We start from the raw sequence: 21001 nt of genomic DNA on the forward strand, positions 1-21001 counted from the left end.
CTAGTTTGTTCCATCACAGGTTACTCATGATAAAGCTTTCAAATGTATCGCTACTTCGCGGTCGCAAAATGTTGCTAGAAGAGGCGTCGGCGCAGGTTTTTCCAGGCCACAAAGTAGCGCTGATTGGCAGCAACGGCTGCGGAAAGTCCACGCTTTTTGCACTGCTGAGAAGTGAGTTAAGTGTCGATGCTGGCGACTGCAGCGTACCGAATGACTGGCGAATTGTAAGCGTGGCACAGGAAACGCCAGCAACTGACCGAACTGCGATAGACTATGTGGTGGACGGTGACAAACATTTACGTAATCTACAGGCGCAATTAGAAGCCGCTGAAAAAAGCGGCGACGGTGTAAAGATTGGCCAAATTCACGGGCAGCTCGAACAAGCGGGAGCATACGACGTGGAAGCTCGCGCAGCGACCATTCTGTCGGGTCTTGGGTTTACCAATGTGCAGTTAAGCGCGCCAGTTAGCGATTTTTCAGGTGGCTGGCGTATGCGCCTAAACCTAGCTCAAGCGCTACTTTGTCCTTCAGACTTACTGCTGCTTGATGAACCTACTAACCACTTAGACTTAGACGCCGTTATTTGGCTAGAGAAATGGCTTCAACGCTATGCGGGAACGCTATTGCTGATTTCTCACGATAAAGCTTTTATCGACAACACGGTTGCGCAAATTATCAGTGTTGAACAACAGAAGCTTATCACCTACACCGGTAACTACTCGTCTTACGAAACCCAGCGCGCTGAACGTATTCGCTTGCAAAACATTGAATATGAAAAGCAGCAGCAAAAAGTAGCGCACCTCAATTCGTTTATTACCCGGTTTAAAGCTAAAGCGAGTAAAGCTAAGCAAGCGCAAAGTCGTATTAAGCAGTTGGAGAAAATGGAAACCTTGTTGCCAGCCCATATGGCAAGCCCATTTAGCTTTTCTTTTGCGCCGCCGTCGGCACTGCCAAACCCGCTTGTGCAAATGGAAAAGATACAGCTGGGTTACGACGACCATATTGTGCTGCAACAGGTGAAACTCAATTTAGTACCTGGCAGCAGAATAGGTCTTCTAGGTCGAAACGGGCAGGGTAAGTCTACGCTAATCAAACTATTGGCGGGCGTGCATGCGCCAAAACAAGGTATTTTTAATACGGCTAAAGGCCTTAAGATTGGTTACTTTGCTCAGCATCAGTTAGAAACATTAGATGCTAACGCTACTCCGCTTCTTCATTTGCAGCGCATTGACGAAAAAGCCACCGAGCAGCAACTTCGCGACTATCTGGGCGGATTTGGATTTAATGGCGATGAAGCGTTAGCGCCCGTGGCACCTATGTCGGGCGGTGAAAAGGCGCGCTTAGTATTGGCGTTAATTGTTTATCAGAAGCCTAACTTATTGCTGCTGGATGAGCCTACCAACCACTTAGATTTGGAAATGCGCCATGCGCTAAATATCGCGCTTCAAGGTTTTGAAGGCGCCATGGTACTGGTCTCGCACGACCGCTTCTTACTCTCCTCGGTATGTGAGGATTTCTATTTGGTAGACAGTGGCGAAGTTGAACCATTTAAAGGCGACTTGGACGACTATCGCGACTGGATTTTAAAGCAGCAGGCAGCGGAAAAAGCCAAGGCCAACAGCGACGCCAAAAACGAAGAGCTACAAGAGACTGGCGCGCAGAGTAAGCCGGAACGCAAATTAGATCGTAAAGAAGAAAAACGCCGTGAAGCCGAGTTTAGGCAAAGGGTTGCGCCACTTAAAAAAGCCATTGAAAAACACGAAAAAGCCATGGAAAAATGTGGTGCTGCTTTGGCTGAGGTGGAAGCGTCACTTGCCGATACTTCGCTTTACAGCGAAGACAAAAAGGCGCAGCTTATGGGCCTACTCGACAAGCAAACTCAGCTTAAGCAACAGCTTGAGGAAGAAGAGATGGCATGGCTAGATGCCCAAGAGCAAATTGAGTTAAAACGAGAAGAGTATGACAATGCCAACGCCTAATATCGAAAACCGCGCGTTTTGGGAGTATAGCGTTTCTCGCTATACCAAAGGTGATATGGCTCCCCTTGCGCTTTTACTGCAAGACAACCACAAGGTTAATGTAAACGTTCTCTTGCTGATTTGCTGGTGTTTAGAGAATAATGTCATCATTAATTTGCCACAGCTTAAGGCAGTGATTGCGGCATCAAGTGCGACCGAAGAAAAGTTACAGTATCACCGTGCAAGGCGAAAGGCTGCGAGCCCCGAAAAAGGCGGAGACCAAGCAGAATATGACGCACTCAAAGCACAAGAGCTAGAGCTTGAAAGACAGCAGCAGCACGATATTGTTGCGTCGTTCAATGAGCAGCCAGTCACGCATCTGGGTCAAGGGCAATCTGTATCGTCTAACGTATTTAACGCGTCTATCGCAGCGTTTATAAATGCATACGGACTGCGAGACAACAACGAGGCGCGCCAACTAGTGAGCCTAGTGGTTAACCATCTATCGTAAAAACACAATAAGAAAACAAAATGAGTAAATCAGCGCTATCGCATGGAAAGATAATAAAAAGCAGCTTTAAGGTGCCAGGGTGGGCGAAGAACCGTCATGTGCAAACCATATGGCCGCGTTTTATTCAAAAGCGGTTGCCTTTGTCTTACGACATGGAGCGTCTCACATTACCCGATGACGACTTCGTCGATGTGGCGTGGGGGCCAAAACCGCAGGAAACATCGGGTATCGTGGTGATGTTTCATGGTTTAGAAGGCAGCATTAAGTCGCATTACGCGAACGATATGATGGCTCAATTGTCGGTGAATGGTTGGCAGGTGGTGATGATGCACTATCGCGGCTGTAGCGGCGTGCCAAACTTAAAGGCGCGGGCTTATCACAGTGGAGAAACAGAAGACCCCAGCTTTTTCTTAGAGTGGCTTCACGATAAATTTCCACGAATTCCTAAAGTGGCCATCGGCTTTTCCCTTGGCGGCAACATGCTATTGAAACTGTTGGGCGAAAACCCTGCGCAAAAGTGGCTTAAGGCAGCGATTGCCATTTCTTCACCTCTTAAACTTTCAGAGTGCGCTAAATCAATTAACCAAGGTTTTTCTCGCGTATATCAAAAGTATTTACTTACTAGCATGAAAGATACGCTGCGTAAGAAAATGGAGTACATCGATTATCGCAAGCTTATACAGCTAACAAAAACTGATGTGGAAGAGATCACCAGCTTTACCCAATTCGACGAGAAGATCACAGCGCCGCTTCACGGCTTTGCAGACGCTCAAGACTACTATGAAAAGTGTAGTGCGTATCACTTTTTAAGCGCGATCCACTGTCCTACACTGGTATTGCATAGCATAGATGATCCCTTTATGAATCACTTAATTGTGCCTAAGGAAGAAGAGCTTGCGCGCAACGTTATCGTGGAGCTAAGTGAACGAGGCGGTCACGTTGGGTTCATGCAGGGTTCTATATTAAATCCTAAAGTATGGCTGCACGAACGGGTGAAACGCTTTGTAAGTGAAGCCTTACCTGTAAATACTACGTGTCGTTACGTCAGTCGCTAATGTTGATGTCCTAATAATTTACCCAAACGCTTTTTATCAGGAGTGTGAATGATAATCCCCATTGACGCGCTAGAAGCCGATACGCTTTATAGCCTGGCTGAGTCTTTTGCTCTGCGAGAGGGCACGGACTACGGCGCTGAAGAAGTTGCGCTAGATGTGAAAGTGCAGCAAGTGTTAAACAGACTCAAATCGGGTGAGGCGGTGCTGGTCTATTCAGAGCTTCATGAAAGTGTAGATATCAAAAGAAAAGAAGATATTGAGCCAAGCGAAGCTGAAGAACAATAGACATAAAAAAGCCGGGTCGAGCAACCCGGCTACCTACCTGAGGAGAGGAAGGCTTAAAACGCGTAACGTGCAGTTACCTGCATAATGTCTAAATCATCAATGATTCTGTAGTTTGCACCCACAGCCCATTGTGGCGTGATGTAATAGTTAGCGCCTACTCTAAATGTCGCTTCACCATCGTCTACATCGTAGTAGCCAACTTCACCCGCCAGCTCTACCTGCTCTGTGATCATCGAGCGAAGGCCAGCATTAATGCTGTAACCTGTTTCGTCGTTTACGTCACCGTCAATACGCTCTAAGTTGGCACCAAAATACGCGTCTGTTGTCGCGTTAACAGGTAAACGGTAACCCGCACCTAGTGTCAGCATATCAAAGTCAAAGTTGCCCTCTTCAAAGAAGCTATACTCGCCGTTTAGGTACCAGTTGCTATTCAATAGGTATTTACCGTTAACGGTTAAACCGTCTGGTTCAAAAGACTCATTGTCGTCAAAGTCCATTTTGGTGTAACCACCTTCTACGTAACGCCAGTCAGGCTTGTCGGCCATAGCTGTAAGAGGAAGTGCCGCTGCAGTTAAAGCAGCAATAAGTGTGATTGATTTACGCATGTGATAACTCCTTAGTATGTTCAGTAACCCCCTTACGTTGCTTCCGTCCATTTCAGACGTTCTGCAAAAATTGTTGTAAGGCGGCGCGTTTATAGCGCGCAACAAAGTGTTACTGGGTTGATGGTCAAAGAAACGAAAACCGTCTTCATGCCATCTTTATTATTTCCGTTAAGAAATAGTGTCCGATTTATTTATCTACATGATGAATAGCAAAGCGTTTGCCAACTTCGTACTAAATCACTATTTTGATATGTCTTAATTTATCTATGTTGCTAATATTTATAGATAAAATACGTCTGGCTTTTTAGAGGCTACACATTTGAAATGTTCAAAATCAAAGTTTGATGTATTCCTAGTAAAACGTTGGCACACAAAACTGTCTCTAAAAAACAACAGTTATCCTTTTGTCTAACTCATCGGACATTTTTACAAGCCAGTGTTCTCCAATAATCCACAATGTGTGTGTTTGTAAAGCATTGTAAATTATGAAAAATATAAAAAATAACGGCGGCTATTTCGTGTTGGAACAGCTTTTGCTCAAGTCATTATGAGTTATCCAACGTTCACTCAAGCCATTAGGCAAGGAATTCGGCTTTCGCGATATCCGCGATGTCAGTGAACACAGAAAGGAAGAGAGCGCCTTTCTCGCGTGGCTTCAATCAATACCGTTTTTGTAAAAAACGCTTTTCAGTAGGTAAGGCGTGTAACGAGTTGTTGATGGTCATCTGGATAACCATTGTTTTCATAAGGAGAGGACAAATGGCTAAGCCAGTTTCAATTTTCGGTAAAGATTTACAAACGAATGTGCGTCAGCGCAATAAGCTGTCACACCTTCTTTTAGCGATGAGCAGTGTCATCGCATTATTTGCGTTTCAACAAGCAGGTGCAGTTGAGGTTAACAACGACAATCAGCCTCAAAAAGCATCGCCGGTTCTTCAGTCAATTATTGATGCTGCACGCCAGTCAGCGACAGAGAGCTACGAGCAGGACGATCACGGGTTAAACAGCAAGCTTAAAGAAATTGACTACACCACGTATCGTTCAATTCGCTTCAAGCCCGAGCAGAGTCTTTGGCATGGTGAGAATGACTACGAACTGCAGTTTTTTCACCCGGGTTTTTTATATGAATACCCCGTCACTATCCACACTATTGGTGAAAGCAATAAGCCTGAACGCCTAGCGTTCAACAGTGACATGTTCAACTATGACGGGTCTGCGTCAGGGTTAGCTGGGCTAACGGACGAAAAGTCAGGGTTTGCTGGGTTTCGCGTTCACTACCCTATCAAGAACGAAGAGTACAAAGACGAATTTGCTGTGTTTTTGGGGGCATCGTACTTCCGTCTTGTAGGTAAAAATCAAGTGTACGGTATCTCAGCACGAGGTCTTGCGATTGATACGGCGCTAGCCAAAGGCGAAGAGTTCCCCCACTTCACTGAGTTCTGGGTCATAGAACCGAGTGAGGGTAAGCCTATTACTGTTTATGCGCGTCTTGAAAGCCCTTCTGTAGCGGGCGCGTACAAATTTGTTATACAGCCTGATATTGATACCAGCGTTAAGGTAGAGAGTTGGTTATTTGCCAGAGATGACGTGAGCAAGCTAGGCATTGCACCATTTACCAGTATGTTCTTGTATGGCGAGAACACAGAAAAGCGTCATGACGACTATCGTCCAGAGGTGCATGATAGTGACGGTGTACTCATGGTAACTCACGCTGGTGAAGAAATTTGGCGCCCGCTGACTAACCCTGCACGCCTTCAAGTCACGTCACTTAGCGACGCAAACCCTAAAGGATTCGGCATGCTTCAACGCGACGGCGAATGGGATAATTACCTCGACGCAGAGGCCAATTACCATATACGCCCAGGGCTATGGGTGACGCCAGAAGCTGGTTTTGAGAAAGGCCGATTAGAAGTCGTCGAAATTCCGACTAAATCCGAAATACACGACAATATTGTGGCTTTTTGGACGCCTGAAAAGCCATTCAATTCGGGCGAATCACTGTATTTCGCTTACGAGCTTAAAACCGTAGAACAAAATCCGTTTGTCAGTGAACTGGCCTCAGTAGTACGTACCCGCCAAGGCAAGGCTGTGTTGCCGGGTGACGAGTTTAAAAACGACAGTCTAAATACGACACGACAGTTCAGCGTGGACTTCAGCGCGCCTTCTGCCATTGCTTTTGATAACGAGTCGATGAAGCTGGTGGTACAGGGTACCAACGGCACGATCTCTCAGCAGCGACTTTACCCCGTAGCTGACGGACAAGAGTGGCGAGCCACCTTCTTTGTTAAGCCGAAAGAAAAGCAGACGGTAGATATGCGCGCTTACATTGAGAAAGACGGTAAACGTGTGAGTGAGGTTTGGAATTATGTCTACCAACCAAAATAATCGCGCTTGCGCAGCGGTATCGGACGAGGCTAAAGCCGTGCCTCAGGTTAAAAGTGATGGCACTGCACGTGCTTCACATTTCATCTTAAAAGGAGAGCATATGCGTTTGTTTATCATGGCAATGCTAGTTATTCCAAGCACGGCACTGGCCGGTTGGAGTTTGTACGAAATCTTTTTACCTAACGGCCTTACCAACCTAGAGATTGCACAGCTGGGGTTGGGGCTAACCCTGTTCGCATGGTTGTGTATGGCGTTTTGGACAGGCATTATCGGTTTCTTTTTGCAGCTTTTTAACGTCGACCCGTTGAGCTTGCGCAGAAATCAAACGTCTCCTGATGCTACTGCGCCATTAACGCAAAAGCACGCCGTGGTCATGCCGGTTTATAACGAAGATACCCGCCGTATTATGGTGGGGTTTGAAGCTTGTATTCGCGAATTAATGGAAAGTGACAACAGTTCTAAATTCGACTTTTTCATGCTCAGCGACACCCGCGATATGGAAAAAGCGGATGCAGAGCTACGTGCCTTTTCCCGACTGAAGAAACGTTTAGGTGCCTTCTCTAGCCAAGTATTTTACCGTCGTCGCGAACAGAATCTGCACAGAAAAGTGGGCAACCTTAAAGAGTTTTGTGAACGCTGGGGTGCAAATTACGAGTCAATGATTGTATTAGATGCCGACAGCGTAATGACTGGAGAGCGCATGCAAGACTTGGCGCGTCGTATTGAGCAAAACCCTGATACGGCGTTAGTGCAGACCATTCCAATGCCGGTACGTCAAAACACCTTCTTTGGTCGTTTTGTGCAGTTTGCTGCTCATCTTTACAGCCCAATGTTGGCGACAGGTCTATCGTTTTGGCAAACAGACAGTGCAAACTATTGGGGGCACAATGCCATTATTCGTATTGCACCATTTATGCAGCATTGCGGGCTACCTACCCTTGAAGGGCGCGCGCCTTTTGGTGGTGAAATTTTAAGTCATGACTTTGTTGAGGCTGCGCTACTGCGCCGTGCTGGCTGGCAGGCCTACTTGCTTACCGACACCACGGGCAGCTATGAAGAAGTGCCAAGTAACATTGTTGACTACGCAATTCGCGACCGTCGTTGGGTGCAGGGCAACATACAGCATTTAGGGTTATTGAACGTTAAAGGTCTTAAAATGGCAAACCGCCTGCACTTCTTATTTGGTGCGTTTGCGTACATCTCTTCACTCATACTATTTTGCATGTTGGCGCTAGGTACAGCAGATGCGTTAATTCGCGCCACGTCAGTGCCAGAGTTCTTCGTGTCTGAATACCAGCTGTTCCCTAGTTGGCAGGTAGCGCGCCAAGACATGATGATGGTAACCATGTGGGGTACGGCGGCCTTATTATTCTTGCCTAAACTTCTCGGTATTACTTTAGCTTTAATAAAACGTCGTGGCGAATTTGGTGGCGCGTGGTCTTTGCTTAAAGGGGCAGCAATTGAATTAACTATGGCCGTGCTTATTGCGCCGCTAATGATGTTCTATCACAGTTATTTTGTGATTAGCGTTTTTGTTGGCCACTCTGTTAAATGGGAAGCGCAAGAGCGTGAAGGGCGCAAAGTGCCATGGAAAGTTGCAATTAAACACACGCAAATTATGAGCTGTTTAGCGGTAGCGTGGGGCGTAACTACTTTCTACTTCACCCCGTCGCTATTTATGTGGTTGTTACCTGTATTGGTAGGCATGGTGTTAGCGGCGCCGGTTATCCGCTTAACAAGCAGCGATAAACTAGGCATAGCCATGCGTAAGTGGGGCGTGTTTGTCATTGACCAGGAAGTGAATGAGTGTAAAGCACTTAAGCGTTTACGCGTTGCAATGGGGTATTTCGCTATATCACAGCACAAGGCAGAAGTACCTGCGCTTCCTGATAACGTGTGGCAGAGCATGCCAGAGCAAGTACTAAGTCAAAAGCCATTGCCTATGCGCCACAGGCTTCCTAACAGCGCATAATGGACTCAAAGTAGATATCAAAACAAAAAAACCGCACATGTGTGCGGTTTTTTATTGCGTTTAGTCACGTGCCACCTAGCTTTTTATCGATAGACGGCGGCAATAACAATGTTTTATTGAGTAAACGTAACTGAAAACGTTACGGGTACTGTTGTTGTTATGCTCTTAAGCCCTGCAATTTTTTGAAGTGCAGCTACGCCTTCAGCAAGTCCAAAAGACTCTGCTTTAATTAACGTTGGTGACGTGGTTGATACGGTAAGCGTATCGTCGTTTACTTTACTTGCTTTAACAGCAAATGACGTAGGAACGGCTTTTCCGTGCAACATCAAAATACCGTCTACCTTCCCGTTAACAACTTGGCCCGATTTCAGGTTCATCATCGACTCAGGCAAGTTGGCCTCAAATGTCGCTTGTGCAAACTTGGTCACGTTGAACAGCATCTCTTGCATTCGCTTGTTGCGAATATCAATGGCTGTATTCACTGACGATAAGTCAACCGCCACGTTAAGTTTGCCACCGTCAGACAGCGTACCATCAAAGCTATCAAACTTATGTACTTCGGTGACTTGTGCATTCTTCGTCGATAAGAAGTGTAGTGCACTTGTTTCGCCGTCTATTGACCAATCGGCTGCGGCGGGAAATGCTAGCCCACATGCGAGCAATGCTGCAGACAACGTGCGAATACGTGTAGTCATCATAGGTTACTCCTTTTACTTTTTGGTTCCATCTGGCTTGATTTAACCACTACCAGAGTAATGTGGCCCAGCAACATTACTACGCTATTATACGTAGGTTAACACGCTGCGCTAAGTAAATTATTACGCGCTAGTGCTGATGTGGGTTTACGAAGTCATCATACTGGACTACATCTTGCCATGGCACCCTTTGATCGCCCATTACCACAAAATCTGGGTTCTCTAGCGAATGACGCTGATTGTAGGTAAGAGGTTCGAAGTTAGCGGCGGCAATACTCCCACCCGCTTCAGAAACAATGCATTGCGATGCGCCAGTGTCCCATTCGCCGGTAATACCGATGCGCATAAACACATCAGCTTTTCCTTCGGCAATAAAGCAGGCTTTCAGGGAACAGCTTCCCAATGGAAGCGTTTGGTATACGCGCTTAGCGCACATTCTGCTGAGCACTTTTTCTCTCGACTGACGACGGCTTATTGCAATCATCACCACGCTATTTTTAGGGTCGTCTAGCTTACGTACGCTAATTGGGTGATCGCCATCAGGTGATGACTTAAACGCACCTTTGCCTTTCTGGGCGTAATATAGCGACTGCCCTGGAGGCCAAAAGATAACGCCTATTGTTGGCTCATTGTTCTCTATTAGCGCAATGTTTACTGCGAAATCACCGCTTCTAGCAATGAATTCTTGGGTTCCGTCGATGGGATCGATTAACCAGTACCGAGGCCAATGCTTTCGCTCTTCTAAACTTGCGTGTTTGTTTTCCTCTGAGAGGATTGGGATATCAGGCGTCGCGGCTTGTAAGCGCTTGTTGATGATATCGTTTGCCAAATAATCTGCGCTGGTAACGGGAGACTCATCGTCTTTTTGATAAGCGTCAAACTCCCCTTTATCGTATACTTCTAATACGGCTTCACCGGCTTCGATGGCAATTTCTTTCGCAAGTTCTAGTAGGTCGGCATGGGCGTCATCGGGCATTGTTTATTGTTCCTTAAACCACTTTTGAGCTAAAAACAGCGCGGCTATACAGCGTGCTTCTACAAAGTCTTCTCGTGCAAGTAAAGCATCTGCTTCATCTAAAGGCCAGTGAATCACCTCAAGAGGCTCAGGTTCGTCGCCTTCAAGTTGCTTTGGATACAAGTCTCGAGCCAAAACAATGGTCATATTGGCGTTAAAGAAAGTGGGCGCCATGCTGACCTTATGAAGCTCCACAAGATCATTGGCCGCGAAGCCTGCCTCTTCTTGTAGTTCGCGATTAGCAGCTTCAATGGCAGTTTCGCCAGGGTCTATTAAACCTTTTGGGAAGCCTAGTTGATACGAATGTGTGCCGGCTGCATATTCGCGAATTAACACCATGGTGTTTTCATCAAGCATAGGCACTATCATTACCGCGCCCCTGTTTCCGCCAGCCATCCGCTCGAATTCACGGGTGGCGCCGTTCGAAAACTCAAGGTCTAAGCGTTCTACCCTAAAGAGTTTGCTTTGCGCAACGATTTCACGAGAATGAATTTGTGGTAACGGTTTGTTCGGATCAATTTTTGGCATGTCTATCGCTACAACTTTGTTATCATACTTGTATACAATTTCTTAGCTTACTTCATTATAAGGAAAATCGCTTGCCCTTTCTGCCCTGGAATGAAATAGAAACTGTACTGTTAGACATGGACGGCACTTTGCTGGACCTTCATTACGACAACCAGTTCTGGCTACATCATTTGCCTAAACGATTAGCACAAATAAGAGGAATTTCAGAGGCGCAGAGTCAACGTGAAATGACTGCGCGATATGAGTCAGTATTCGGGCAAATTCAATGGTATTGCTTAGATTACTGGGCTGAATCTCTTGAAATGGACTTAGAAAATGAGTTTATGCCGCTGAAGCGTGAGCTGGCACATTTGCTCGCCCTTCGTGACGATACCATTCCGTTCCTTGATGCGCTTCATGACTCAGGCAGGCAGGTGGTATTAGTGACCAATGCGCACCCAAACAGTTTGGCGCTAAAGATAGAGCATACCCAGCTTGACGCACATATCGACAACCTCATCTCTACCCATGAGTTCGGCGTAACCAAAGAGTCTCAGCTGCTATGGGAAAGATTACAGGCACGGGTAAAGTTCGATGCCCATCGCACTTTATTTGTCGATGACTCACTGCCAATTTTAAATGCGGCAAAGACATACGGTATTAAACATTTACTTGCTGTCGATAACCCTGATAGTACTTTGCCAAATCGCAATATTAGTGAGTTTCCAGCGGTGCGCGATTACCGTTTAATGCTAGAAGATATTAAGCAGAGCCCTGTTGGGACTGTTTCGAAAGGACGTTTTTAAAGGACGAAAGCACATGGTTTCTGACACAATTTACGTAGGGTCGCTGAATCCGGTAAAAATTAATGCTGCGCTCAATACACTCTCTGACACACTAGAGCACGATTTCGACGCTCAGGGTATGGCTGTACCAAGCGGCGTGCCTGACCAGCCAATGAATGAAGATGAAACGCGCTTGGGCGCCATTAATCGCGTGAAGGCCATGCTTGCTCATCATCAAGGTGGTCTCACAGATGCGTGGTATGTGGCAATTGAAGGTGGTGTGGATGTATTTGAAGATGGTCCTGCTACCTTTGCCTATGTGGCGATATACCATGAAGGTCACTGGTCGGTAACGCGAAGTGCAAGCTTGCCTCTTCCTGTAAGCGTATATCAGGCGCTACAGCGTGGCGAAGAACTTGGGCCGGTTATGGACAAGCTCTTTGATACAGTAAACATAAAGCAAAAAGGGGGGGCTATTGGTTTGCTTACTCTTAATCACGCCTCGCGACAAAGTGTTTATGAGGTGGCGTTAACGCTTGCTATGGCAAAGTTCCATTTCCCCGACTTATACACTGACTAGTGTTGAACCTCTAGTGCTGTGCAACAAGGCGCATTACACCGTTAATCAAACAGAGCGCCGCAAGGTTATCCTTACTTAGGAAAAATGATAAGGCGATCGCAACGGTCGCCCTGAAATCTTTACTGCGATAGGTAATCTTTTCTGGATCCTTTCTGACACTATCCATTACTTAGACTTCAAGTTACTTCTATATTATTGAAAATAGGTTAAAAAATATTTTTTGACACCTTGGCTTTTTAGTTGCACTTCCTTCAGACCAAACGGAATAAGGAGAGTGACAATGAGTGAGACAATCAATACCTACAACCCTGCTACAGGTGAAAAGATCGATCATTATCATTTGATGTCAGCCGAGGACGCCGAGCAAGCAGTTACCCGTTCACAAGAAGCCTATTTGAACTGGCGCCGTACGTCATTTGAGACCCGCGCAGATTTATTTAATAACCTTGCAAACCTGATGGAAGAGCGAATTGACGATCTCGCCAGCCTGATGACACGGGAAATGGGTAAGGTTACCGCGCAAGGAAAGCAAGAAGTGCAGCTATGCGCTGAAATATGCCGCTATACGGCAGAGCACGGCGCTTCAATTTTGGAAGACGAACACCGCATTTTCGAAGGCGGTCGAGCAATCATTACGTACCAGCCCATTGGCGTTATTCTTGGCATCCAACCGTGGAATTTTCCGTTGTACCAAGTTATTCGTTACAGCGCCTCAAACATAATGGCGGGTAACACCACGGTACTGAAACATGCTAAAAACGTGTTTGGTATGGCGCAAGCCATTCAGCAAATGTACGAAGATGCTGGCTTTCCTAAAAATGTTTACCAGTCGCTGCTAATTGATGGCAGCACGGCAAGTGACTTAATCAAGCACAAATACGTTCGCGGCGTTACTTTTACCGGGAGTGACGAAGTAGGTAAAGAAGTGGCTAAGGAAGCTGCAAGCCTGTCTAAGAAAACCGTAATGGAGCTTGGAAGTAACGACGCCTTTTTGGTGTTAGAGGATGCTGACATCGACCATGCTGTAGAAATGTGTATCCAAGGACGCGTTATTAATAACGGTGAAACCTGTGTGGCGGCTAAACGCTTTGTTATTGTGGATAGCGTCTATGAAGAATTCCGAGACAAATTTGTGGCGCAGTGTAAAAAGCTAAAAGTTGGCGACCCCACAAACGAAAACACGGATTTGGGCCCAATGGCGAGAGAAGACTTGCGCGATGAACTTCATGAGCAAGTGAAAAAGTCGCTAGAAAACGGCGCTACGCTATCACTGGGTGGAGAAATTCCAGACTCTGATGGTTATTTCTACCCAATTACGGTGCTGGAAGATGTATCGCCAGGTATGCCCGCTTATGATGATGAGCTATTTGGACCAGTTGCGTCGCTCATTCGCGTGCGCGACGACAAGCAAGCCATGGAAGTAGCAAATGATTCACGTTATGGCTTGGGCGGCGGTATCTTCAGTACAGATACCGACAAAGCAATAGCATTGGCGAAAGATGAATTTGATACCGGTATGGTTAATATCAATGGGTACTCTTTGGCACAACCAAACTTACCTTTTGGTGGTGTGAAAGACAGCGGTTACGGTCGTGAGCACGGAGGCTATGGTATGCGTGAATTCGTCAATATCAAAACTATCATGGTCGCTGAGAAATCGGCCGAGTAGTGCACTTCGGTAAAAAGCAATGAGAAGAAAGGCGAACTTCAGGGTTCGCCTTTTTTGTTTTGCCGTACTCCCTATTCATTAAGGTAGTCGCACAGTCAAGCCCATGTAATCGAAAACAGTCAGGCGAAAAAACAGTGCACAGTCAACTAGGCTGAATAGTTTCGTCCGGGCAAACGGTCTTTTAATCAAATATCTGTGTATTAATGAGTAGGGAATAACATAAGGCGATGGTTATGACGGTTATAAATGAACGGTTAAGTAATGCAAGATCAGGCATTGGGCTTAAAAGGCAGGACAAACAGCGCGGTAGAAAACAAACTGCGTTTTTTTGCGCTATGACAACCACTGCTATTCTATCGTTCTCGGCTTTAGCGCAGCCGTTGTCTCAACCTTCAATTACATCAGACGATGCCGGCCTAAGCACCAGTCCTATGGGTTGCCATAACGTTTCGGTGCAAATATTAGGGTCGGGTGGACCTGAATTGGATGACGGCAGAACATCTAGTGCCTATGTGGTTTGGATAAATGACAGCGCCCGCGTGTTGGTAGACGCTGGAAGCGGAAGCAGCGTTCAGTTTGGCGCTGCGGGGGCAACGTTTGAATCGTTAGAAGTTATCTTGCTTTCCCACTTACACACCGATCACTCCGCCGATTTGCCAAGCTTTGTAAAAGGTGGGTATTTCACCGATCGCGAGAAGGATTTAATAATAATGGGGCCAGAGGGCAACGACATTATGCCGTCCACAAACGCCTATGTGTCGTCGTTAATAGGGAAAAACGGCGCGTTTAAGTATCTGTCTTCTTACACCATAGAAGGCCAAGATGACTATGCGATATCCACAAAAAGCATCGGGGCCACAACCTTTGAACAACCGTTTAAACGTAATGTAAACGATAGCGTCAGTGTTGAGGCAATGACGGTGAACCACGGGCCTATTCCAGCATTAGCGTGGAAGGTCAAGGCCAATGGCTGCGAGGCGGTATTTTCAGGCGATACCAATGATAAACAAGGAAACCTTGCTCGTTTTGCTAAAAACGCAGACCTTTTGGTGCTACACAACGCCATTGGTGATGACGCGGGTCAGGTTGCTAAGAACTTGCATATGACGCCGACTCAGATTATCGACATTGCCGCGCAGTCAAACGCTAAGCAAATAGTGTTGTCTCATATTATGAAACGTAGCGAACCGGGTCTTGATGCACTTACTGAGGCGATTACTGTTGTAGCTGAAGGTCGAGTATATGCCGCTGAAGATTTAATGAACATTACCCTGTCTGAACAGGAGTAAAATAAGCGTAAACCGTCTGCGATACACGGTTTACGCTTTTATAGAGGTTCTCTAACTATTATTGAGGGGCAAAAGGCAGCGGAATAGGCGTACCGTTTACACTGGCTTCGCCATCTTTTAGTGTTAGCTTTGTCTCGTAACCTTTCTCGGTTTCTTTTATTAAGCCTTGTTGAGCAAAGGTACTTAGCATCATAGGTGTCTGTTGTTCTACAGCGGCTTGAAGCTCTTCAGCCGTCATATTTTGTGCTTGTGGCGTCGCCATTAGTTGGCCCATCATATAGCCAGATGCCATACTCTGTGCAAGCGCTTTATCGGCGGTGATTTGTGCATCAGCCAGCAAATGCGTGACCCAATAAGCGGCGTCTTCCAACGTACCGGGAAGTGCATCTATACCCACTAATTTCGTGTTTGCGTAAGCGTTAAACGCCCCTTCAGGCAACGTTGCTTTCAGCTTCGTTATATTAATCTCTGGCTCAGCTTTAAGCTGTGTTAGCAAGTTAGCTTCAATAAACTCCATCATTTTGGCTGGCACTTCTTCAGAAGGCACTAATAATGAATTGTTGCTAAATTCTTGATAGGCCTTAATGAAGTCGATATCTAAGTTATTGATGGCAACGCCTAATACCATGTCTGTAGCATCAAGTTCAGGGCCCACGGCTTTGTCGACAGCGTATTCTACGTAGACATTGGCGGTGTTATTGTCTTCGTCAATCTTGACGTCGGTAGCAAAAGCTAGGTTCTCAATCTTAACTGTCGCACCTGGCTCAATGTTAGAAATTTCTATGCTTTCAATACGCGCCTTACCAGTAGATTCAAATAAGTCACCTTTGAACGCCGCTACCATATCGCCATCATAGCTCATATCCATAGACAGATTTTTCATCTCTAAGGAAAATTCATCTGCGCTTATGCTTAGCGATTCACCCGACGACGTATACAAAGTTTTGTCACCATCAGGCTCAGCTTCACCCGCATAACCAGAGAAAAGTAGCGTGAACCCCTCTTCTTCGGCCGTCGCGCTAAGCGCTGGAATAACGTCTGCGTAGCTTAGTCCACCAAACAAACCAACCACGCCTTCGTTGCGATAAATTGGCTGTTGGCCATCCCACTGAACGTATTCTCTTAACTCATCTCCATCAATAGAGACCGTATAGTGAACGCGGCCTAATCCTAAGCCATCGCCAAAGTACACCGGTCCGTGATGAGCTACTAGCGTAGCGGTAATGCCAGGGTTTTCTTCCATTGGTATATCAGTGGAGTCAACATTCTGTGCATTGATTAGCGCTTGAAAATCGACAGCAAGCTTGATTTCTGCTGTTGTCGAAAACCAGCCTTTGTCATACGAAAGTACCTCGGCAGAATAAACGGCTTGTTGGTTAATTTCGTTTACGGCGGCGTTAACATTTTCGTGAACGCTAGTGCCAATAAAATAAGGGGCAACGCCAAGTGCAACCAAAGTTACGCCCGCGCCAGCTAGAAGAGGTTTGTTCATGATTACAATCCTTTGTTAAAAAGTGTTCCCGGTTCTTCTGGCCACAAACGTGAAGTACGTTGGTGGCCTAGAAATTCTACGCATAGTTTGTGCTAATGCATCACAGCTTAATAGCGATATAGCCGCTACCATCCGGCGCACCAAACAAGCGTGCGGCCTGATGGACTTCTTGCGGAAAGCTGTCGTCAGGCTTAAATTTACCACTTACTCGAATATTTTTCATCGTAGTAGGGATAACCGCATCCATCGACAAGCTTAGTAAGTTAGGCTCGCTTACTAGTATTCCAATGTCATCGCCTTCACAACGCAGCTTTGCGGAATAAGTGCCAAAATCAATAGGACCCTGTGTACCGGCAACTGTCGCGTTGAGCCAATCTCCGGTGCCGTTTAGCGATTGACACGCAGGCCCAAACGTTAAGTCACTGAGCGACACTTTGAAGCGCCCGCCGGCATTTACTGGCAGCGGAAGGCGAACTTGTGCAAGCACTCGGTCTACCGGTAAATACAGCGTGAAGTTTTCGGTATTTACGCTGTTTTGGCTGAAAAGTCCCGTGGTAATAGGCCCTTCAAATGCAATGTCATTTTTATCGCGAATATTACCTGCTTTAAGGTTTAATTTAATTTTACCTATCAACATATGTAAGGGGCTAAGCTCCCATTTTACATTGTTGATGGGTAGGCCATTAACTACTACAGTTTGCGCCTTGCCTGAAAACAAGGTGCCGCTAACACCACTAACGGCAACATTGCTAGGTAACGCAATACGGCCAATAACGTGAACAGCAGGCATGTAAGCAATGGCAAACAATAAGAAGGCAATAATGCCGCCTATAATCCAACTAACTTTCGACTTCATGCTTTACCTAATTGTAATCGGCGAATTTTGATATAGCCTGGCGCATCGGCCTCGGCAATATCCGCTTGAAGAATAATCACGCCCATATTTTCCATGGCTTTGAGCCATTCTAAAACACTGTTAAACGGCGCCTGATCAACCCACACCTGAAGCTCGTCGCCTTGTGGCTGCATACGAGATATAGCAATGTCGTGCTGAGCAGTAGTGCGGTTTACCGCTTGCGGTAACGAGCCAGAGAATGTTCGTTTACCCCCGCTGCTGCGGCGCAATTGCTGTGCTCTTGCTGCACTGTCTTTTACCCAAACCAACAAGGATTGCTGATTGTCGAGAAGCTGTTTCTGTTTATCTAAAGCAGCATTAAGCGGCGACCATACCGCAAAATAAAATAGCGCAATTATTAATAGCACAGCTGAAACCAGTACTAACTTTTGTTCGCGCTCGGTCAGCGCTTTGTACTTTTCTAAGAGTGCATTCATGAGGTACTCCTTACTGATACTGTACCTACAACGCCATTGTCACGATTATTTATGGCCCCTTGTTCAACCACAAAGCCTGCGCTTTCTGCTGTACGTTTAAACTGCTCTAGCGCTTCAAAGTTTTTACCTTGCGCCTGAATGCGAATCTCAGTGCGGGTTGCATCGAAGCGCAGTGTTTGCGGTTTTACATCAGTGGCTGAAAAAGCCGGAGCGAGCTGGTCTAGCATAATAAGCATAGAGGCACTGCCACCGCCTTGTTCTAACTTGGCAAGCTCGCTTTGTAGCTTCAGTCGCACGTTGCGATAGGTACCAATATTGGGGAAACCCGCCTTAACAGCGGTATTAATCTCACTGCTTAACGCCTGATTTTGGGCTTTAAGCTGGTAAAGAGAAAATCCTTTGTCGATAAGGCTGGTGCATAGCGCTAACACTGCTAATACTGCAGCAACACGCCACTGATTCAGAACACCGCTGCGCTTGCGCTTTACCTTGTAATCGCCTTGGCATAGGTTGAAGCTGCTTTGCATCGCCTCTTTTGCCAATACTTGCATAGGCAGCTCTAAGGGGGCCTGCGCTTCTTCAATATTTGGCAAAGTGCTTAAATCGATACCCGCATAATTGGTAATGGTTATCGGGCTTTCTTGTTGTGCAGTAAAATGGACAAGAGTTGGCAGTAACCATGTTGCCTCGCCCTGCACGCCTTTGAATGTGTCTTGTCGAACGAGAAGCTGTTCACCTAACGTAAGCACTGACCAACCGTTTTCGGTGACTGGCACTGCGAGTACATCAGGAATAATGGTGTCGCAGAATAACCCTGCTTCGCTAAGCCAGGACTGCCACAGCTCCATCTTTTCATGGCTAACTACTGCAACGGCCTGCTCATCGCCTCGCTTAGGGCCGATCGCAAAAAACTGCTGGCTAATGTCAGTGGCAAGCTCGTCTTCTAGCATAAACGGGATGGCAGAAATGATCTTGCGGCCAGCTTTAGGCGGCAGCTCAACCCATTTGAGTAAAATTTCGCTGCTAGGAGCTAAGGCAATAACACTTCGTTGCCCCGCGCGTTCGGTCAGCGAAGATAAGGCTTCTGCATTAGGCAGCTCGCCCGATGCAATAATTTCATCTTCGGTTCGCGAATAAACGAGCCAGCTAATTGGGTCTGTATGGTTGGCGCCTAAACGCACCAAGAGTTGTTCCATCAATAGGTTCCCCCAAACTCGCGATTCACAATACTAACGCCGGTATCGGCACTAACGTGAAACACGGTGGAAAGCTTAAAGGTTGCTTTGTTGTATTGTGTTTTTGTATGCAACATAAAATATTCAGTTTTAACCGAAAACCAATCTTGTCGAGTGCTTGTTAAATTAAGCGCTTGAATAGAGGGCTCGCTTAAAAATGCATTGGTATCGTCCCAGCCGTTTTGCGGGCGACTGCTAATCAAACTTGCGGCCTGCTGAATGTCTAATCCCGTTAGGCCTGCAAGTAATGGTGCATCTTCTTCTTCTAATGTGTTGACGTTAATTTTCAACTCATTGTAATCCGGGATCACGCAAACTAATGGCAGTAATGCGTCTAGCCATTGTGGTGATACACCGTTAATAATACGCAATTCACTTTTTGATGCCAGTGGTCCGTTAGCTGCTAAGTAAGGAAACTCTCTGGACTCGTATTCGCTGTCTTCTGCACCGTAAGGGCGCATTCTGTCATCTTCGTCGACCCAGTCGGCTAAACTGTCGCGTAAGGTATCTGCGGTGTAGTTGTCTAGTCCGTCAACGCTAAGTGATAGCAACATAGTGTGAAAAGCGTCCATGGCTTCCGTGGTGTTACTCGCTCCACTGCTGCCATTACCGCTGTTACTGCCCGCGCCTCCTGCACTGCCAGACGTAATCGCGTTTAAATTAAAACACGCTTGCAAATCGTCTAAGTTAGCGGTTAAACCACCGTTTTCTAAAGGATAGCTGAATTCTTGTGCCCAAGGCTGATCTATAGAAATCACATTCGGGCTTTCTTCTATCAAAGATTGGATAGACTTACGCGCAAAAGCCTCGGCTCCCATGGCGTACCAGTAGGCTTGATTGTTGTCTTTTAAGTTCATCGTACGCTGCACCTGAAGCTGCAAGCGTGTACCCATTTCTGTGGCTAATACCGCAACCAAGGCTACTATCATGAGCACAATCATTAATGCCACGCCTTGCTGCTTAGCGGGTGGAGCAATCGACTTGCGCTGAGTACTCTTGATTGTCATGACGATTCACCCGTAGTTAAGGTAAATTCTCTGCGTATTTTTCCGAAGTCTTTGCTGACAAACTCAATGGCCACGGCGCGCGGCAGTGCAGCTCCTTTATAACTTTCGCTCCACGACAGGTCTTCGTCTTCATCTAAGGAACTACTGTTAGCGGTGGCAAGAAATTCAATTTTTAAGCTTTCTACATCCTCTAACAGCACACGGACTTTGGGCTCGTAGCCTATGACGTTATCCACATAGTTGCTGTAAAGGCGCTCCAGTTTGTTTTCTCTAAGTCTATAGGCGACAAACTGTAGGGTACTTCGTGGCAACATTAACTGAGGGTTGTGCCACCCTCCACGTACAAAACCAATGCCGTCATCGTCACTGTCGTCGGTTTCACCGCCAGACATGACCACGTCTTGCTTTTCGCCGTTAACCCTTGCTGCACGAGGCACGGCTTGCTGAAGGTCTCGCTCAATCGTGATCATGGCACGCTGCAATAATTGAAGTTTTGCAAAACGCTCTTCTGAAATATCATTGCTGTCGATAACTGTGGTAAGTAGACCTGTGGATGCAAGCCCAATTAGGGTGAATATGGCCATAGCAATCAGTATTTCGATAAGCGTGAATCCGCGCTGCATG

The 21001-nt window shown here is 46.5% G+C and carries 20 protein-coding genes; 10 read left to right on the forward strand and 10 right to left on the reverse strand.

The annotated features are described in order from the left end of the window. The first annotated feature begins 26 nt into the window (after positions 1-26). From WA381_RS03760 to WA381_RS03775, 4 genes are read left to right on the forward strand one after another with little or no spacing between them, the layout of a single operon-like run. Positions 27-1979 carry an ATP-binding cassette domain-containing protein gene (locus WA381_RS03760; protein WP_039235745.1) on the forward strand — a complete coding sequence of 651 codons (1953 nt, stop codon included), beginning with the start codon at positions 27-29 and terminating at the stop codon, positions 1977-1979. Further along, the gene (locus tag WA381_RS03765) at positions 1960-2469 is read left to right on the forward strand and encodes a TIGR02444 family protein (protein ID WP_231506589.1); all 510 of its coding nucleotides are present in this window, start codon (positions 1960-1962) and stop codon (positions 2467-2469) included. The genes WA381_RS03760 and WA381_RS03765 overlap by 20 nt, the downstream gene beginning before the upstream one ends. A 20-nt stretch (positions 2470-2489) precedes the next feature. Beyond that, a complete protein-coding gene (locus WA381_RS03770; RefSeq protein WP_156087260.1) occupies positions 2490-3524 on the forward strand; it encodes a hydrolase in 1035 nt (344 codons plus the stop codon). Positions 3525-3572: 48 nt separating this feature from the next. Beyond that, on the forward strand, positions 3573-3809 hold the full coding sequence (locus tag WA381_RS03775; RefSeq protein WP_156087259.1) for a YheU family protein: 237 nt from the start codon (positions 3573-3575) through the stop codon (positions 3807-3809). A gap of 53 nt (positions 3810-3862) precedes the next feature. Here the strand turns inward: WA381_RS03775 and WA381_RS03780 are convergent, their stop codons facing one another. Continuing rightward, positions 3863-4414, reverse strand: coding sequence for an outer membrane beta-barrel protein (locus WA381_RS03780; protein WP_156087258.1), 552 nt, complete (start codon positions 4412-4414; stop codon positions 3863-3865). Between the two features lie 759 nt (positions 4415-5173). Here WA381_RS03780 and WA381_RS03785 point away from each other — a divergent pair. Together WA381_RS03785 and mdoH are read left to right on the forward strand one after the other, a co-directional pair. Next, positions 5174-6799: a glucan biosynthesis protein gene (locus WA381_RS03785; protein ID WP_156079023.1), complete on the forward strand. Its 1626-nt coding sequence runs from the start codon at positions 5174-5176 to the stop codon at positions 6797-6799. Further along, positions 6780-8771, forward strand: a complete 1992-nt coding sequence (gene mdoH / locus WA381_RS03790; RefSeq protein WP_156087257.1) for a glucans biosynthesis glucosyltransferase MdoH — start codon at positions 6780-6782, stop codon at positions 8769-8771. The genes WA381_RS03785 and mdoH overlap by 20 nt, the downstream gene beginning before the upstream one ends. 113 nt (positions 8772-8884) lie before the next feature. On the opposite strand, the gene WA381_RS03795 is transcribed toward mdoH, so the two are convergent. From WA381_RS03795 to nudE, 3 genes are all read right to left on the reverse strand, one after another. Continuing rightward, positions 8885-9469 (reverse strand): YceI family protein, encoded by a 585-nt coding sequence (locus tag WA381_RS03795; protein WP_014977782.1) that lies wholly within the window; start codon positions 9467-9469, stop codon positions 8885-8887. A 127-nt stretch (positions 9470-9596) separates the two neighbouring features. Next, complete coding sequence (cysQ, locus tag WA381_RS03800) at positions 9597-10442, reverse strand: 3'(2'),5'-bisphosphate nucleotidase CysQ (RefSeq protein WP_014951323.1); 846 nt, start codon at positions 10440-10442, stop codon at positions 9597-9599. A gap of 3 nt (positions 10443-10445) precedes the next feature. Next, positions 10446-11009: an ADP compounds hydrolase NudE gene (nudE, locus tag WA381_RS03805; RefSeq protein ID WP_014951322.1), complete on the reverse strand. Its 564-nt coding sequence runs from the start codon at positions 11007-11009 to the stop codon at positions 10446-10448. A 71-nt stretch (positions 11010-11080) separates the two neighbouring features. On the opposite strand from nudE, the gene yrfG reads away from it, so the two are divergent. The 4 genes from yrfG to WA381_RS03825 all read left to right on the forward strand — a co-directional run bounded on the left by yrfG (position 11081) and on the right by WA381_RS03825 (position 15311). After that, the gene (gene yrfG / locus WA381_RS03810; protein ID WP_156087256.1) at positions 11081-11794 is read left to right on the forward strand and encodes a GMP/IMP nucleotidase; all 714 of its coding nucleotides are present in this window, start codon (positions 11081-11083) and stop codon (positions 11792-11794) included. 13 nt (positions 11795-11807) lie between these two features. Further along, positions 11808-12353, forward strand: coding sequence for an inosine/xanthosine triphosphatase (gene yjjX / locus WA381_RS03815; RefSeq protein ID WP_014951320.1), 546 nt, complete (start codon positions 11808-11810; stop codon positions 12351-12353). Positions 12354-12633: 280 nt separating this feature from the next. After that, on the forward strand, positions 12634-14022 hold the full coding sequence (locus WA381_RS03820) for an NAD-dependent succinate-semialdehyde dehydrogenase (RefSeq protein WP_014951319.1): 1389 nt from the start codon (positions 12634-12636) through the stop codon (positions 14020-14022). Positions 14023-14255: 233 nt separating this feature from the next. After that, positions 14256-15311: an MBL fold metallo-hydrolase gene (locus tag WA381_RS03825; protein WP_061486824.1), complete on the forward strand. Its 1056-nt coding sequence runs from the start codon at positions 14256-14258 to the stop codon at positions 15309-15311. A 58-nt stretch (positions 15312-15369) separates the two neighbouring features. Here the strand turns inward: WA381_RS03825 and WA381_RS03830 are convergent, their stop codons facing one another. The 6 genes from WA381_RS03830 to gspJ form a co-directional block, all read right to left on the reverse strand. Beyond that, entirely contained in the window at positions 15370-16803 is a 1434-nt protein-coding gene (locus WA381_RS03830) for a YdgA family protein (RefSeq protein WP_156087254.1), read from the reverse strand. Positions 16804-16903: 100 nt separating this feature from the next. After that, positions 16904-17659, reverse strand: a complete 756-nt coding sequence (locus WA381_RS03835) for a type II secretion system protein N (protein ID WP_156087252.1) — start codon at positions 17657-17659, stop codon at positions 16904-16906. Then, on the reverse strand, positions 17656-18135 hold the full coding sequence (gene gspM, locus WA381_RS03840; protein WP_014977776.1) for a type II secretion system protein GspM: 480 nt from the start codon (positions 18133-18135) through the stop codon (positions 17656-17658). Before gspM ends, WA381_RS03835 begins: the two co-directional genes overlap by 4 nt. Continuing rightward, entirely contained in the window at positions 18132-19331 is a 1200-nt protein-coding gene (gene gspL / locus WA381_RS03845; RefSeq protein ID WP_110288942.1) for a type II secretion system protein GspL, read from the reverse strand. The genes gspM and gspL overlap by 4 nt, the downstream gene beginning before the upstream one ends. Continuing rightward, the gene (gene gspK / locus WA381_RS03850; RefSeq protein ID WP_156087250.1) at positions 19331-20377 is read right to left on the reverse strand and encodes a type II secretion system minor pseudopilin GspK; all 1047 of its coding nucleotides are present in this window, start codon (positions 20375-20377) and stop codon (positions 19331-19333) included. Before gspK ends, gspL begins: the two co-directional genes overlap by 1 nt. Beyond that, positions 20374-21000 (reverse strand): type II secretion system minor pseudopilin GspJ, encoded by a 627-nt coding sequence (gene gspJ, locus WA381_RS03855; RefSeq protein ID WP_014951312.1) that lies wholly within the window; start codon positions 20998-21000, stop codon positions 20374-20376. The genes gspK and gspJ overlap by 4 nt, the downstream gene beginning before the upstream one ends. Position 21001 lies beyond the last annotated feature (1 nt).

The organism is Alteromonas sp. CH_MED4-4 (assembly GCF_037029575.1).
Taxonomy (GTDB): Bacteria; Pseudomonadota; Gammaproteobacteria; order Enterobacterales; family Alteromonadaceae; genus Alteromonas; species Alteromonas macleodii.

What these genes read in the sequence shown, in the direction of transcription:
- yjjX (WP_014951320.1), top strand. Translation starts at nt 11,808, where the DNA reads ATGGTTTCTGACACAATTTACGTAGGGTCGCTGAATCCGGTAAAAATT.
- WA381_RS03770 (WP_156087260.1), top strand. Translation starts at nt 2,490, where the DNA reads ATGAGTAAATCAGCGCTATCGCATGGAAAGATAATAAAAAGCAGCTTT.
- WA381_RS03830 (WP_156087254.1), bottom strand. Translation starts at nt 16,803, where the DNA reads ATGAACAAACCTCTTCTAGCTGGCGCGGGCGTAACTTTGGTTGCACTT.
- WA381_RS03825 (WP_061486824.1), top strand. Translation starts at nt 14,256, where the DNA reads ATGACGGTTATAAATGAACGGTTAAGTAATGCAAGATCAGGCATTGGG.
- WA381_RS03835 (WP_156087252.1), bottom strand. Translation starts at nt 17,659, where the DNA reads ATGAAGTCGAAAGTTAGTTGGATTATAGGCGGCATTATTGCCTTCTTA.
- gspL (WP_110288942.1), bottom strand. Translation starts at nt 19,331, where the DNA reads ATGGAACAACTCTTGGTGCGTTTAGGCGCCAACCATACAGACCCAATT.
- WA381_RS03820 (WP_014951319.1), top strand. Translation starts at nt 12,634, where the DNA reads ATGAGTGAGACAATCAATACCTACAACCCTGCTACAGGTGAAAAGATC.
- WA381_RS03775 (WP_156087259.1), top strand. Translation starts at nt 3,573, where the DNA reads ATGATAATCCCCATTGACGCGCTAGAAGCCGATACGCTTTATAGCCTG.
- gspK (WP_156087250.1), bottom strand. Translation starts at nt 20,377, where the DNA reads ATGACAATCAAGAGTACTCAGCGCAAGTCGATTGCTCCACCCGCTAAG.
- gspJ (WP_014951312.1), bottom strand. Translation starts at nt 21,000, where the DNA reads ATGCAGCGCGGATTCACGCTTATCGAAATACTGATTGCTATGGCCATA.
- gspM (WP_014977776.1), bottom strand. Translation starts at nt 18,135, where the DNA reads ATGAATGCACTCTTAGAAAAGTACAAAGCGCTGACCGAGCGCGAACAA.
- WA381_RS03780 (WP_156087258.1), bottom strand. Translation starts at nt 4,414, where the DNA reads ATGCGTAAATCAATCACACTTATTGCTGCTTTAACTGCAGCGGCACTT.
- mdoH (WP_156087257.1), top strand. Translation starts at nt 6,780, where the DNA reads ATGTCTACCAACCAAAATAATCGCGCTTGCGCAGCGGTATCGGACGAG.
- cysQ (WP_014951323.1), bottom strand. Translation starts at nt 10,442, where the DNA reads ATGCCCGATGACGCCCATGCCGACCTACTAGAACTTGCGAAAGAAATT.
- WA381_RS03785 (WP_156079023.1), top strand. Translation starts at nt 5,174, where the DNA reads ATGGCTAAGCCAGTTTCAATTTTCGGTAAAGATTTACAAACGAATGTG.
- nudE (WP_014951322.1), bottom strand. Translation starts at nt 11,009, where the DNA reads ATGCCAAAAATTGATCCGAACAAACCGTTACCACAAATTCATTCTCGT.
- WA381_RS03765 (WP_231506589.1), top strand. Translation starts at nt 1,960, where the DNA reads ATGACAATGCCAACGCCTAATATCGAAAACCGCGCGTTTTGGGAGTAT.
- WA381_RS03795 (WP_014977782.1), bottom strand. Translation starts at nt 9,469, where the DNA reads ATGATGACTACACGTATTCGCACGTTGTCTGCAGCATTGCTCGCATGT.
- WA381_RS03760 (WP_039235745.1), top strand. Translation starts at nt 27, where the DNA reads ATGATAAAGCTTTCAAATGTATCGCTACTTCGCGGTCGCAAAATGTTG.